Below are 14,077 nucleotides of genomic sequence, written 5' to 3'. Positions count from 1 at the left end.
CTTGTCATTCGTATAGACGATGACCCGGGCCTGGCGCAGGCCCACCGCCCTCGGAGTGAACTTCAGCGAAACGAGGGTGCTCTCCCCGGGCTTCACCACCAACGGGAGGAGAACCTCGGTCGTGAAGTCCAGCGCCGCGCCCGGAGCGCCCGAGGCCACCTCGGCGAAGGAGATGTTCGAGACATACAGGTCCCGCTCTCCCACGTTCTTGATGGCAAGGCCCTGGCTTGTGGTCCCCCCCACGTTGGACTTGCCGAAGTTGATGTCCTTGGGCAGCAGTTCCACGGCAGGGGCCATTCCCGTACCGGACACCGCCAGCGAGTAGGAGGGCTTGAGCCGGGCATCGCTCTTGATGACGACGGTGTCCGCCAGGTAGCCACGCTTCGTCGGTGCGAACGTGACGGTGAACGGCCGCTGCTCGCCCGGGTCCAACACCAGCCCGGGCGTGAGCCCGGAGATGGAGAACGAGGCCTCCGTCGGCTTGACGACCTCCGTGAGCGTCAGCGGGTATTCACCCGTGTTGGAGAGCGTCACCGCCAGCTGCGTGCCGAGGGTGCCCACCTCCACACCCCCGAAGGACAGGAAGCTGGGAGTCAGGCTGAGCTGTCCGTCGGCGCCCTTGCCCTTCAGCTCCAGGGGAGCGGGCGTCTCGAAGGCATCGCTGATGATGTAGAGCTTGCCACTCACCACGCCCAGCGCCTTCGGCGTGAAGGTCACGGACACGACCTTGCTCTGGCCCGCCGGGATCTTGAGAGGAAGCGGAAGGGCGGGGGAGATGGCGAACACGGCGTCGGAGAACAGGAGGTCACTGATCTCCAACTCAGCCTTGCCGACATTGGAGAAGACCACCGGCTGGGCGCCACTGGTCTCCCTCACGCGCTGCGTGCCGAAGTCGAGCGCGGCCACCGACAGACTCAGCGCCGAGACGGTGCCATTGCCCTGGAGCACCACCTTCAGCGCGCTCCCGACGTTGGCATCGGTGAGAATGGAAACGGAGCCAGTCGCGGCCCCCGACGCCGAGGGCTTGAAGGCCACCGAGAAGGTCGTGGAGCCACCCACGGGAAGCTCGACGGGCAGCGTGGCATCGCTCGTGGCGGTGAAGGGGCCCACCACGGACAGGCTCTGAACGGTGAGCCTGGCGGTGCCCGTATTGCTGATGCGAACGGGGAGCCTGGCGCTCTCGGACCCCACCCGCACGTCTCCGAAGAAGATGCTGTCCCGATCGAGCTTCGCCTCCGAGGAGGTCCCCTTGCCCGTCAGGCTCAGCAGCGACGGACTGTTCGTGGCGTCCGACTCGACGACGAGGGTGTCATTGGCGATGCCACCCTCCGTCGGCTTGAACGACACCTGGAAGTCGACGGAGGCACCCGGCGGGAGCGTCAGCGTGCTCGGTCCGCTGGAGGAGAACGGAGAGCTGGCGGACAGGACGGGTTGCTTGAAGGTGAGCGGGACACCGCCCTTGTTGGTGAGCCGCACCGTCTCCACCTTGCTGGTGTTCACCCGCACCTCACCGAAGTCGAGCACGGTCTGACCCGGGCGGCTGGGCAGGGAGAGCTCCGCCACCGCGGTGGCACCCGTCCCCGAGAGAGTCAGCTCGTGAGGGCTGTTGACGGCGTCACTCACCACGGTAACGCGCCCGGTGACCGCCGCCGAGGTGGTGGGGCTGAAGTTCACCGTGAAGGAGACGGCGGCGCCGGCGGGGAGCGTCCTCGGCAGGTCGAAGCCCGTCACGGAGAACGGGGCGGCCACACCGGACAGGGACTGGAGCGTGGCGGCAATGGAGCCCGTGTTGGTGACGGTGACGGTGCGCGCACTGCTCGTCCCCACGCGCACGGTGCCGAAATCGAGCACGGTGGAACTCAGCGAGAGGGTGGCCTTCCCGCCGGAACCCGACAGGGCAACGGTAACGTTGGGAATGGCCGGGTCGTCCGTGCCGAGCACGAGGGTGCCGGTGACCGCTCCCTCGGCGGTGGGGCTGAACTTCACCGTCACCACCACCTGCTCGTTCGAGGCCAGCGTGAACGGCACGGTCGTCGGAGTGACGAGTTCAAAGGGGGAACCCGCCTCGGTGGAGAGGCTGGTGAAGGTGATGGGGCCGGTGCCGACGTTCTTCACGATCACCGTCTTCGTGACGGTGGTGCCCACACGCACGTCGCCAAACGCGAGCGGGCTGGGGCTCACATCCAGGCGGGGCATCACTCCGGTGCCGGCCAGGGCAACGACCAGGGTGGGCCTGTCCGGGTCGTTGGTGGTCACGGTGAGGGTACCCGTGGCCGAGCCCTCGGCAGTCGGGATGAACGCCACCGAGAAAACGTGGCTGTCATCTGGCGACAGCGCCATCGGCATGCTCGGAGGACCGACGAGCGCAAAGGGCCCGTTGACGGAAATGCTGCTGATCGTCAGCGTCTCCGTGCCGGTGTTGGTCACAACCATGCTCTTGGCCGCGCTGGTGGTGTTCACACGCTGCGCCCCAAACACGAGCGAAGTCGGGTTCACACGGGAGCTGCCCGTCAGCGAAGCGGCTACCTGCGAATGGGCTGACGTCCGCCCCCGCGAGTCCTCTGAAACCGCCCCCTGCGAGTCATTGGGTCCGCAGGAAGCCAGCAGGCCCAGACACATCACGACTGCAACGCCAAATCGGAACAAATGTCCCCCTCACAACAAAGAGGGCCGGGACTCTATACGAGCCCGCGGCCCCAAGTGTAGGGGGGCCAGCACCCTCTCCCAGAGGGCGAGGGAACCGAGCCTCCGTGGAATCACTTACGCCGAGGCGTCACGACTCCCCGAGCTTCTGCTTGAGCAGCTCGTTGACCAGGGTCGGGTTGCCCTTGCCCTTCATCGCCCTCATCACCTGGCCCACGAAGAAGCCGAAGATGTGCTTCTTGCCGGCCTTGTACTTCTCCACCTCGCCGGCGTTCTTCGCGAGCACCTCGTCCACCACCGCCTCGATGGCGCCCGTGTCGCTCACCTGCGCCAGGCCCTTCTCCGCGATGATGGCCTCCGGATCCTTCCCCGTGCGGAACATCTCCCCGAACACGTCCTTGCCCGCGTTCGCCGAGATGCTCCCCTTCTCCACCGCCCCCAGCAGGTTGGCGAACTGCACCGTCGAGAAGCGCAGCGTCGTCACGCTCCCGCCCTCCTCCTTGAGCAGCCGCAGCAGCTCTCCGAGGAACCAGTTGGACAGCCGCTTGTAGTCCTTGAAGTGCTGCGCCACCGCCTCGAAGTAGTCCGCCAGCGGGCGCTCGGCGCACAGAATCCCCGCGTCGTAGGCCGGCAGCCCGTACTGGCTCATGAAGCGCGTCACCTTCGCCCGAGGCAGCTCCGGCAGTGACCTCGCCACCTCGTCGATCCGCGCGTCCGTCACGTGCAGCGGCGGCAGGTCCGGCTCCGGGAAGTAGCGGTAGTCGTGCGCCTCCTCCTTCGAGCGCATCGCGCGCGTCACGCCCTTGTTCGGGTCGTACAGCCGCGTCTCCTGGTCCACCTTCCCGCCCGACTCGAGGAGGTCCACCTGCCGGGAGATCTCATACTCGGTGGCCTGCTTGATGAACCGGAACGAGTTGATGTTCTTCAGCTCCACCCGCTGGCCGTACGCCGTGGTGCCCTTGCGCATCACCGACACGTTGACGTCACAGCGCAGCGAGCCCTCCTCCATGTTCCCGTCATTCACTCCGAGGTACACCAGCACGTCCCGCAGGGCCTTGAGGTAGTCCACCGCCTCGTCCGCGCTGCGCAGGTCCGGCTCGCTGACAATCTCCAGCAGCGGCACGCCCGCGCGGTTGAGGTCCACCAGGCTCTCGCTCGCCGAGGCGTCGTGCACGCTCTTGCCCGCGTCCTCCTCCATGTGGATGCGGCGCACGCGAATGACCTTCGCACCCTCGGGCGTGTCGACGGTGAGCTGGCCCCACTCGCAGATGGGCTGGTCGAACTGGGTAATCTGGTAGCCCTTGGGCAGGTCCGGATAGAAGTAGTTCTTCCGGCTCCACACGCTCGTCTTCTTGATGGTGCAGCCGAGCGCCAGCCCCGTGCGGATGGCGTACTCCACCACCTTCGCGTTGAGCACCGGCAGTACCCCGGGCAAACCCAGACACACCGGACAGGTGTTGTGGTTGGGCGCCGCGCCGAACGCGGTGGAGCAGCCGCAGAAAATCTTCGTATGCGTCAGCAACTGGGCGTGAACCTCGAGCCCGATGACTGGCTGGAAATCGCTCAGGGGCATGGCGTCTCCTGGAAGTCCTCTCTCAGATGGGGGCCAGGCGGCGCGTGAAGTCGTGCTCGCGCTCGAAGGCCCGAGCAATCCGCAACAGCTTCGCCTCGTCGAACGGGCGGCCCATGAGCTGCAACCCGATGGGCAGGCCCGCCTTCGTGAAGCCGCACGGCAGCGACAGGCCGGGCAGCCCCGCCAGGTTGCACGGCAGCGTGCAGACGTCCATGAGGTACATGGACAGCGGGTCGTTCACCTTCTCGCCCAGCTTGAAGGCCGGCACCGGCGAGGTGGGCGTCACCAGCGCGTCCACCTGGGTGAAGGCCCTCGTGAAGTCCTCGCGGATGAGCGTGCGCACCTTCTGCGCCCTCAGGTAGTAGGCGTCGTAGTAGCCCGCCGACAGCGCGTAGGTGCCCAGCATGATGCGGCGCTTCACCTCGGGGCCGAAGCCCTGGTCGCGCGTCAGGCCGTACATCTCCTTGAGGCCCTTGGCGTCGCGCGCCCGCTGGCCGTAGCGCACGCCGTCGTAGCGGGCCAGGTTGGCCGAGGCCTCCGCCGGGGCCAGCAGGTAGTACGTGGCCAGCGCGTACTTCGTGTGCGGCAGCGACACGTCCACCAGCGTGGCGCCCAGCCGCTCGTACTCCTCGAGGGACGAGCGCACCGCCGCCTCCACCTCGGGATCCATGCCCTCGACGAAGTACTCGCGCGGCACGCCCAGCTTCAGCCCCGCCACCCCGTGCTCCAGGTCCGCCCGGTAGTCCGGCACGTCCGCCGGCGCCGAGGTGGAGTCCAGCGGGTCATGCCGGGCCAGCACCTGCAGCATCGCGGCCACGTCCCCCACCGTGCGCCCCATGGGGCCCGGCGCGTCCAGCGAGGAGGCATAGGCGATGACGCCATAGCGCGACACGCGCCCGTAGGTGGGCTTGAGGCCCACGGTGTTGGTGAGCGCCGCCGGCTGGCGGATGGAGCCGCCCGTGTCCGTGCCCAGCGTGCCGAACACCTCGCGCGCCGCCAGCGCCGCCGCCGAGCCTCCCGAGGAGCCTCCCGGCGTGCGCGTCACGTCCCACGGGTTGTGGCAGGGGCCAAAGGCGCTCGACTCGTTGGACGAGCCCATCGCGAACTCGTCCTGGTTGAGCTTGCCGAGGATGGGCATCCCCGCTTCCTTCACCAGCCGCACCGGGGTGGCGTCATACGGTGGGACGAAGCCCTGGAGGACGCGCGAGGCGCACGTCGTCTCCACGCCCTCGGTGAGGAAGATGTCCTTGACGGCCACCGGCACGCCATCCAGCGGCCCGAGCGGGTTGCCCTCCCCGCGGCGCTTGTCGCTGGCCTCGGCGGCGGCCAGGGCGCCGTGCTCGTCCAGTCGCAGGAAGGCCTTCACCTTCCCGTCCACCTGGGCGATGCGCGCCAGGCACGCCCGGGTGGCCTCCACGGAAGTCACCTCCCGCGAGGCCAGCTTCGCCGCCAGCTCCAGCAGGGTGAGGTCGGTCAGCTGCATGGCGTCACTCCAGGATTTTCGGGACGGCGAAGCTGGTGCCCACCTTGGCCGGCGCGTTGGCCAGCGACTTCTCCGGCGGCAGCGAGGGCCGCGTCACGTCCTCGCGCAGCAGCGAGGACGCGAGCGTGGCGTGCGAGGTGGGCTCCACCCCGCTCACGTCGAGCTCCTGGAGCTGCGCCACCGCGTCGAGGATGGCGGAGAGCTGCGTGGCGGCGCGCTCCTCCTCCTCGGCCGTCAGTGACAGGCGGGCCAGGGTGGCCACATGGCGGACCTGCTCGACGGTGAGCTTCATGGGCCGGACCTCCTCGGGACTACTTGTTCTTGAACAGGTTGAGGACGGCGCCCATCCACTTGCCGCTGTTCTCGTGGCCCGACTGGTGCATCAGCCGCTCCAGCTCGCCCGCGTCCAGGAAGACGCCGTGGCAGTTGAAGCAGGTGTCGATGTCCACGTCGCCGCGCGTGAGCGTCTGCAGGTCCATGCCGCACTTGGGGCACTTCATGTAGTGCAGCTTCTTGAGGTCCTCGCGCTGCTGGGTGACCATCGACTGGGACTGCTGGAGGGCCAGCTTGCGCTTCTTCTCGATCTCCTCGCGCGCGAAGTACTCCTCTTCGGTCGACGACGGCTTGTCCTGGGTGGCCATGATGTAGGTCTCCTTAGGTACTGATACTCAGCGGCGGCAAGATACATGCTCCGCTTTCGCCCGGTGCCTCAATTTGGCCGGGTGGTACACCTCCGGACGGCCGGCCGGAAAATTGACCGTCCCCCCTCCCTCCCTACACTCCGCGAACGGCTGCTACAGCCCGCTACGGGGAGTGTGAGGAAGTCATGGCGGAACGGAAGGCCAGAGCGGAGAAGTCGGTCCTTTCGAGGCAGGACATCGCCACGCGCCGCAAGGCGCTGGCGGAGAAGAAGGCCCAGAAGGGCGGCGGAGGCGCGGTCGCGGGACCTGGCCAACGGGCGCTCGTGGGCCTCTTCCTGATGGCTGCCTCGGTGCTGTCGTTGATTTCAGTGGCCACCTTCGATGCGAGAGACCGCAAGGGGCCCGGTTTCCAGAACGCGGTGGGGCCCATCGGCCACCTCATCGCCGAGGGCCTGCGCGGCATGCTCGGGGTGTGGGCCTATCTCCTCCCCCTGTGTGGCGTCTACGCCGCCATGGTCGTCTTCGTGGGCAACCGGGAGCGGCGGCGCTGGCCGCAGATGGTGGCACTCGTCCTGCTGACGCTCAGCGGCGCGGTGCTGGCCCAGCTCTTCCTCGGCAACCAGCCCGGCCAGGCCCACCCGCCCGGGGGCTTCGTGGGCGCCACGCTCGGCGGCATGCTGGTGGGGCTCTTCTCCACCGTGGGCACCATCATCCTGGTGACGACGGTGTGCGCCGCCGCCCTCATCGTCGGCACCCAGTACACCTTCCTCAAGCTGTGCTCGCTGGCGTGGGCCGGCGCGTGCGTGCTCGGCCGGCGCGTGCAGGAGAACGCCGTCGCCTTCTGGGAGCAGCAGAAGGTGGCCTACAAGGAGCGCCAGGAGCGCGCCGCCCTGGAGAAGGAGGAGGACGACGCCTTCTTCGCCCAGATTGAAGAGGAGGAGGCGGAGCTGGAGGAGGCCGAGCGTCTGGCCGCCGAGGCCGAGGCCGCCGAGGAGGAGGCCATGGCCGAGGCCGCCGTGCGCCTCGCCCGCCAGGAGGAGAAGGACCGCGCCGCCGCCGCGAAGAAGGCCGAGCGCGAGGCCCGCGAGGCGGCGAAGCTGGCCACGCGCGACGCCCGGGAGAAGAAGCCCGCCGAGGCCGCCCAGCCCGCGGTGGCTGGCACGCCCACCGTCCGCCCGGCTCCGGGAGCGGATCCGGTGTGGGCGTCCTTCCTCGCCCCCTCGGGCGCCGCCAACTCGGTGCCCACCCCGCCGCCCGCCGCGGACATCTCCCCGCGCGGCAAGCGCAAGACGCCGAACATCGTCACCGGGCCGACCTCGGCCGACGAGCTGCCCGCCTCGGCCATGGACGCCGAGCCCGTGGCCGCGCCGCCCCTGGCCGCCGCGCCCGCTCCGGCTCCGGCCGCGCCCTCGGCCATCATTCCGGCTCCGCCCTCGGCGCTGGCGCGCACGCCGCTCATCGTGGAGCCCAAGGCCCCGCCCAAGCCCACCGCCGTCGTCGCCAAGAAGAAGGACCCGGAGCAGTTCCAGTTCGTGGGCGGCCGGACCAGCTTCTCGCTGCCCCCGCTGGACGTGCTGGAGATCGAGAAGAAGGAGCGCTCGGCGCTGGACAAGGACGCCTTCCTCACCACCGCGGAGAAGCTGCGCGCCAAGCTGGCCGACTTCGGCATCTCGGGCGAGGTGGTGGAGATCCGCCCCGGCCCCGTGGTCACCATGTACGAGTTCCTCCCGGGACCCGGCATCAAGGTGAGCAAGATCGCCGCGCTCCAGGACGACCTGGCCATGGCCATGGAGGCCATGCGCGTGCGCATCGTCGCCCCCATCCCCGGCAAGGGCGTGGTGGGCATCGAGGTGCCCAACCGCGATCGCGAGACGGTGTACCTCAAGGAGATCGCCGAGCAGGACGTCTTCCAGAAGGCCGGCAGCCGGCTCACCATGTGCGTGGGCAAGGACATCGAGGGCATGCCGTACGTCTTCGACCTGGCCAAGGCGCCCCACCTGCTCATCGCGGGTACCACCGGCTCGGGTAAGTCCGTGGCGGTCAACTCGATGATCATGAGCATCCTCCTGAAGTCCACGCCGGAGGAGGTCCGCTTCATCATGGTGGACCCGAAGATGCTCGAGCTCTCCGTCTACGAGGGCATTCCCCACCTGCTGCTGCCGGTGGTGACGGACCCGAAGAAGGCGGCGCTCGCGCTGCGCTGGGCCGTGGAGGAGATGGAGCGGCGCTACCAGATGCTGTCCGAGGCCGGGGTGCGCAACATCGCCGGCTTCAACAAGCTGGTGGAGACGCAGGCCGCCGAGCGGGCCGCCGGGAAGCCCGCCGAGGCGTCCACCCAGAAGGCCGCGCCGAAGAAGCCCAAGAAGGTGCTCGTGGTGGACGTGGCCACGCCGGAGGACGTGGAGGTCGAGGAGTCCCCTGCGGCCAGCGCGGGCCCCGGGGTCGCCGCGCCCCGAGAGGACCTGGAGGACGCGCGCGAGGCCGTGAGCTTCGAGTCCGAGGAGTCGCCCATGACCGCCGAGGTCGCGGGTGACGAGGACGATGAGATGTCCGACGCGGTGGACGCCGCGCTCGAGGCCGCCTCGGAGTCGACGTCGGCCAAGGAGGAGAAGCAGGAGTGGAAGAAGCTGCCCTACATCGTGGTCATCATCGATGAGCTGGCGGACCTGATGATGGTGGCCAGCCGCGAGGTGGAGACGTACGTGGCGCGCCTGGCGCAGATGGCGCGTGCGGCCGGCATCCACCTGATGGTGGCCACGCAGCGCCCGTCCACGGACGTCGTCACGGGCATCATCAAGGCCAACTTCCCCACGCGCATCAGCTTCATGCTGCGCTCCAAGCCGGACTCGATGACGATCCTGGGCACGGTGGGCGCCGAGGCCCTGCTGGGCATGGGCGACATGCTCATCATGCCGCCCACCAGCGCGCACCTGCAGCGCGTGCACGGCGCCTACGTCTCGGAGAATGAGATCAAGCATGCCGTGGACCACCTCAAGGCCCAGGGCAAGCCCGTCTACGACGACTCCATCCTCAAGCCGCGCGAGGAGGACAGCGAGGGCGGTGGCGGCGAGGAGGACGAGCTGTCCGACGAGCTGTACGACCAGGCGCTCGCGACGGTGAGCGAGATGCGGGCCGTGTCCATCTCGATGCTCCAGCGCAAGATGCGCATCGGCTACAACCGGGCGGCGCGCATGATCGAGCGCATGGAGCGCGACGGCGTGGTGGGCCCGGCGGACGGGGCCAAGCCGCGCGAGGTACTCATCCGCGGCGTGGGCGACATGCCCGGAGCCGGCGCCGCGTAGTCCCTCCGGGCGGGATGCACGTCCCGCCCGCGAGGGTTGCCCTCAGAGATGATCGTCACCATCAACCGCTTTCGTGCGTCACCCGAGGAGGCCGAGCTCCTGGAGGCCTCCTTCCGGGAGCGCTCGCGGCGGGTGGACCAGTACGAGGGATTTCTCGGGCTGGAGGTGCTGCGCTCCTTCGAGCCCGAGCCCGAGTTCCTCCTGGTGACGCGCTGGAGGGACCGCGAGAGCCTGAAGGCCTACTTCCAGTCGGAGGACTTCAAGGCGACCAAGGCGGCGAGCGCCAGACAGGACGCCACCTTCAGCATGTACGAGGTGGTGGCGCAGTGAGCACCTTCTGAGGGCCACAGCGGCTTTCCCGGTTCCCACCGGGCCTCCCGCCGTATAGAGCGAGCCCCCCTATGGCTGAACGTCTCGCCCTCTTCGCCACCACCGCCCGCGGTACCGAGGACCTCCTGGCCGACGAGCTGAAGGAGCTCGGCGCGCGTCGCATCCGACAGGACCGGGGCGGGGTGCGCTTCATGGCCTCGCTCGACGAGGCGCTGAAGGTGTGCCTCTGGTCGCGCATCGCCATGCGCGTCCTCTACCCGCTGGGCGAGTTCGAGGCCCGCGGCGCCCAGGGCCTGTACGACGCCGTGGCCAGCGTGCCCTGGGAGGAGCACCTCACCCCGGAGACGACCTTCGCGGTGGAGGCCACGCTCAAGGACAGCGAGCACAGCCACACGGGCTTCGTGGCGCTGAAGGTGAAGGACGCCATCGTGGACCGGATGCGCGAGAAGCTGAAGGCGCGCCCGGACGTGGACACCCGGCATCCGGACGTGGGCGTGGTGGCCCACCTGGTGCGCGAGCGGCTCTCGCTCTCGCTGGACCTGTGCGGCGAGCCCCTGCACCGCCGGGGCTACCGGGTGCGACCGACAGCGGCCCCGATGAAGGAGACGCTCGCCGGGGCCATCCTGCGCGCCGCGGGCTACACCGGGGAGGAGGCGCTGGTGGACCCGATGTGTGGCTCGGGCACCCTCCTCATCGAGGGGGGACTCATCGCCCGTCGACGCGCTCCCGGCATCGCCCGCGACTTCGCGGTGGAGAAGTGGCCGCACCTGGGCGAGCGCGCCCGCGAATTGCTCGCGGACATGCGCGCGGATGCCCGCAGGAACGAGCGCAAGGTGGCGGTGCCAATCCTCGGCTTCGACAAGGACCCGGAGGCGCTGGAGGCGGCGCGGCGCAACGTGAAGGCGGCGAAGCTGGCGGAGGAGATCCTCCTCGAGGAGGGCGATGCGACGAAGCTCCCTCCCCTGCCCGCCTCGGGCGGCCTGCTCCTCACCAATCCGCCCTACGGAGACCGGCTGGGCTCGGGCGGCCAGAAGGGCATGAAGAGCTTCTACTTCAAGCTGGGGGACACCCTCCGGCCGCCGGGCTGGCGCATCTTCGTCCTCTCGGGCAACCCGGCCTTCGAGAGCGCCTTCCATGCGCGCCCCAGCACCCGGAGGGATTTGTGGAACGGCCCCATCGCGTGCACGCTGCTCGGCTACCCGGCGAGGCGAGCCCGCGAGGACTGGGCCTCAGAAGCGCCGCTCGGTGTGGCGGAGGATGCGCTGGATGTTGCTGCGGTGCGTCCAGAGGATGAGGGCGAAGAGCAGGCCTGAGAGCCACGCGTACTCGGGAGCGCGGGCGGTGAGGAAGGCGGTGATGACAGCCGTCACCCCGCCGGCCAGGGAGCCGATGGAGCTGACGCGCCAGGCCGCCACGAGCCCGGCGTAGACGAGCGCCCCGGCGAGGGCCGCCAGCGGCACGAGCACGACGAGCACCCCGAGCGCGGTGGCCACGCCCTTGCCGCCGTTCAGCTTGAGCCAGACGGGGTAGACGTGGCCGAGGAAGGCGGCGAGGCCCACGGCCGAATGGAGTGGAGGCCGCTCGGGCAGGAGCCACAGCGCGAGGGCCACGGCGAGGGAGCCCTTGAGGGCATCCAGCAGCAGCACCACGGCGCCGAGCTTCTTGCCGGCCACGCGGGTGACGTTGGTGGCGCCGATGTTGCCGCTGCCGCTCTGGCGCACGTCCACGCCGCGCAACCACCGGGTGAGCAGCACGCCGAAGGGGATGGAGCCCGCCAGGTAGCCGAGCAGGAGGAGGGCGGCGGCGAGCACGAGGAGCCTAGGTGAGCAGGTAGGGGAACTTCGTCTTCACGATGACCCAGGCGTAGTTGATCGCCACGAGGATGGCCGCGGCGATGCGGACCCGGTGCCACTCGCGGGGAGAGAGCTCCACCTGGGGCACGGGCATGGCGAAGACGAGGTGCAGCACCGTCACCACGACCATGAGGGCGAAGAAGAGGGCCGCCACCGTGCCGAGCGGGTTGACGTCCCAGGCCCCGGCGATGTTGAGGTGGGCCACCCGGTCCGCCACGCGCGTCAGCCCGCAGCCGAGGCATGGCCAGCCCGTCGTTTCCCGCAGGGCACAGCCCCAGAAGGGGATGATCCGGGCCACGGGGATGTAGCGGGCGACGAGCAGCCCGAGGAGGCCCACGAGGCCGAGGGCGTCGGTGAAGCCGAGGGTACGGTTGGGCGTGGGGAGGGTGACCTTCACGTCGAGTAGTGTAACCGGGATGGCGGGCGCCTTGCCCGGACAAAGGCTTCGGGCTATCGGTGAGGGATGAAGACCTTCCGCTCCGCCCTGGTGACGCTGTTCGCCCTTCCCCTCATGGCACTCGCCGAGGCTCCGGCCCCGGCGGCCCAGAAGCCCGCGGCAAAGCCCGCCGTCCAGGAAGACTGCCCCCACCCGCCCCCGCCAGCCGACGCGAAGCCCACCGCGGGCTGGACGCTGACGCGCGGGGAGGCGCTGAAGGGGGCTCCGGCGGTGACGCTGTCCGAGCTGCTGGCCAGGCCGCAGGCCCACGACGGCAAGACGGTGCGCGTGGAGGGCCAGGTGCGCAAGGCCTGCTCGAAGAAGGGGTGCTGGATGGAGCTCGCCGAGGGCGCGAAGGGCGCCGGGGTGCGGGTGACGTTCAAGGACTACGGCTTCTTCGTGCCGCTGGACTCGGCGGGCGCGGCGGCGCGGGTGGAGGGCGTGGTGAAGGTGACGGAGCTGAGCGACGCCATGGCCAAGCACTACGAGGCCGAGGGCGCCACGGTGCCCCGCGGCGGCGACGGCAAGCCGCGCGAGGTGCAGATGGTGGCCACGGGCGTCGAGCTGCGACGCTGAGCGATGGCACGCAGCTTCAGCATGAGGGGTGTGATGGGCGCGGCCGACCGGGCCGTGCAGTACGCCCGCGACTGGCTCCTGGCCACCGAGCCCACCTCCCGCGTCCATGACGTGCAGGACGACCCGCGCTTCCAGCACCGCGGGGTGGACCTGCTGTGGGAGCTGCCCTCGGGAGAGGTGCGCGGCATCGAGGTGAAGGGCGATCGGCAGCCGCGCCGCCGCCGCTACTTCTTCGAGCTGGTGTCCAACCTGGAGCGGGACACCCCGGGCTGCTTCCTCTATAGCGGCGCGGACCTGCTGGTGTACGTGTTCCTGGCGCAGGGGGAGCTGCACGTGCTGCCGCTGAAGGCGGTGCGCGAGTGGTTCCTGCCGAGGGCGAAGTCCTACGAGCTGCGGCACACGTTCACGCAGACGGGGGCCATCCGCTACACGACGGTGGGCGCGGTGGTGCCGGTGAAGGACGTGCAGGAGGCGGTGCCCGAGGTGAAGTTCATCCCCCTGCCCCGCCGAGGCCAGCCCGCGGCCGGGGAGGCCCAGGCCGCCGGGGAGACGCCTCCCGAGCCGGAGACGGCCCAGCCCCGAGAGGACGACGTACCCTACTGAGCCCCGCTCCCCTCCCCCTGGAAGCGGGAGAGGGGACACACCGGGTGCTCAGTGCTGGTGCTGCTGGCGCCGGTGGCCCGGGTGGGCCACGTCGTGCGCCTTCTCGATGCGGGCGCGGTCCTGGGCGAGCGCCGTGAGCGAGGAGCGCTCCCCGAGCTGCTTGTAGGAGTGCTCCAGCCGGGCCAGCAGATCCAACGCGAGGTGCCAGTCCTGGGTGCGCTCGGCCTCCTCCAGCAGGGGGCGGCCCACGGCGATGACCTTGTCGTTGGCCCCCAGGTGCAGCAGGCCGTCCACGGCGAGCACGCGCGAGATGGGCGCGCGCGAGCCATCCGTGGCCACCTTCTGCAGCTCCTCGAGCGCCGGGTCCCGCTCGCCCTTGGCCGCGCGGATGATGGGCTTGGCGACGCCCCGGCGATCCGGCAGGAGGAACTCCTCCAGGTCGGCGAAGGCATCGGCGTGCTCGGTGTGGCCCGCCTTGGCGAGCATCTCGGCGAGGTCGTCGAACGCGCGGGCGGCGCGCTCGTCGAACACGCGCAGGGCCTCCTGCATGAAGCCGAGATCGGGCTCTCCCTTGTCATTGACGGGCACGCGCTGGCGCACCTCGTTGATGCGGGTGAAGGCCGGGCCCACGGGGGCC

General features: G+C 69.7%; 12 protein-coding genes and 1 pseudogene. 5 read left to right on the top strand and 8 right to left on the bottom strand.

Annotated elements, in window-relative coordinates:
* The 5 genes from VF697_RS27980 to VF697_RS27960 all read right to left on the bottom strand — a co-directional run.
* On the bottom strand, window positions 1-2,619 hold a 2,619-nt coding region (locus VF697_RS27980), incomplete at its 3' end, for a choice-of-anchor D domain-containing protein (protein ID WP_331099787.1).
* Window positions 2,620-2,773: 154 nt separating this feature from the next.
* Window positions 2,774-4,216 (bottom strand): Asp-tRNA(Asn)/Glu-tRNA(Gln) amidotransferase subunit GatB, encoded by a 1,443-nt coding sequence (gene gatB / locus VF697_RS27975; protein ID WP_331099786.1) that lies wholly within the window; start codon window positions 4,214-4,216, stop codon window positions 2,774-2,776.
* A 22-nt stretch (window positions 4,217-4,238) separates the two neighbouring features.
* On the bottom strand, window positions 4,239-5,699 hold the full coding sequence (gatA, locus tag VF697_RS27970) for an Asp-tRNA(Asn)/Glu-tRNA(Gln) amidotransferase subunit GatA (RefSeq protein WP_331099785.1): 1,461 nt from the start codon (window positions 5,697-5,699) through the stop codon (window positions 4,239-4,241).
* A gap of 4 nt (window positions 5,700-5,703) precedes the next feature.
* The gene (gene gatC / locus VF697_RS27965) at window positions 5,704-5,991 is read right to left on the bottom strand and encodes an Asp-tRNA(Asn)/Glu-tRNA(Gln) amidotransferase subunit GatC (protein ID WP_331099784.1); all 288 of its coding nucleotides are present in this window, start codon (window positions 5,989-5,991) and stop codon (window positions 5,704-5,706) included.
* Window positions 5,992-6,010: 19 nt separating this feature from the next.
* Window positions 6,011-6,340, bottom strand: coding sequence for a zf-TFIIB domain-containing protein (locus VF697_RS27960; protein ID WP_331099783.1), 330 nt, complete (start codon window positions 6,338-6,340; stop codon window positions 6,011-6,013).
* A 185-nt stretch (window positions 6,341-6,525) separates the two neighbouring features.
* On the opposite strand from VF697_RS27960, the gene VF697_RS27955 reads away from it, so the two are divergent.
* The 3 genes from VF697_RS27955 to VF697_RS27945 all read left to right on the top strand — a co-directional run bounded on the left by VF697_RS27955 (window position 6,526) and on the right by VF697_RS27945 (window position 11,285).
* Window positions 6,526-9,642, top strand: coding sequence for a DNA translocase FtsK (locus VF697_RS27955; RefSeq protein WP_331099782.1), 3,117 nt, complete (start codon window positions 6,526-6,528; stop codon window positions 9,640-9,642).
* 48 nt (window positions 9,643-9,690) lie between these two features.
* Window positions 9,691-9,972: an antibiotic biosynthesis monooxygenase family protein gene (locus VF697_RS27950; protein ID WP_331099781.1), complete on the top strand. Its 282-nt coding sequence runs from the start codon at window positions 9,691-9,693 to the stop codon at window positions 9,970-9,972.
* A gap of 71 nt (window positions 9,973-10,043) precedes the next feature.
* The gene (locus tag VF697_RS27945) at window positions 10,044-11,285 is read left to right on the top strand and encodes a THUMP domain-containing class I SAM-dependent RNA methyltransferase (RefSeq protein ID WP_331099780.1); all 1,242 of its coding nucleotides are present in this window, start codon (window positions 10,044-10,046) and stop codon (window positions 11,283-11,285) included.
* Here the strand turns inward: VF697_RS27945 and plsY are convergent.
* Window positions 11,202-11,783, bottom strand: coding sequence for a glycerol-3-phosphate 1-O-acyltransferase PlsY (gene plsY, locus VF697_RS27940; protein WP_331099779.1), 582 nt, complete (start codon window positions 11,781-11,783; stop codon window positions 11,202-11,204). The genes VF697_RS27945 and plsY overlap by 84 nt on opposite strands.
* A gap of 7 nt (window positions 11,784-11,790) precedes the next feature.
* Complete coding sequence (locus VF697_RS27935) at window positions 11,791-12,222, bottom strand: DUF2752 domain-containing protein (RefSeq protein WP_331099778.1); 432 nt, start codon at window positions 12,220-12,222, stop codon at window positions 11,791-11,793.
* A 66-nt stretch (window positions 12,223-12,288) separates the two neighbouring features.
* Between VF697_RS27935 and VF697_RS27930 the strand changes: the two genes are divergently transcribed.
* Window positions 12,289-12,837 (top strand): DUF4920 domain-containing protein, encoded by a 549-nt coding sequence (locus VF697_RS27930; RefSeq protein ID WP_331099777.1) that lies wholly within the window; start codon window positions 12,289-12,291, stop codon window positions 12,835-12,837.
* Between the two features lie 3 nt (window positions 12,838-12,840).
* Window positions 12,841-13,440 carry a hypothetical protein gene (locus VF697_RS27925; RefSeq protein ID WP_331099776.1) on the top strand — a complete coding sequence of 200 codons (600 nt, stop codon included), beginning with the start codon at window positions 12,841-12,843 and terminating at the stop codon, window positions 13,438-13,440.
* Between the two features lie 48 nt (window positions 13,441-13,488).
* On the opposite strand, the pseudogene VF697_RS27920 reads toward VF697_RS27925, so the two are convergent.
* A pseudogene (locus VF697_RS27920) lies at window positions 13,489-14,077 on the bottom strand (hypothetical protein); the annotation flags it as partial.

Origin of the sequence: Archangium sp., from assembly GCF_036388035.1 — a bacterium.
In the GTDB taxonomy this organism is placed as follows: domain Bacteria; phylum Myxococcota; class Myxococcia; order Myxococcales; family Myxococcaceae; genus Archangium.
The sequence above is the reverse complement of the archived record's forward strand: the minus strand, read 5'-3'. Positions and strand labels throughout refer to the sequence as shown.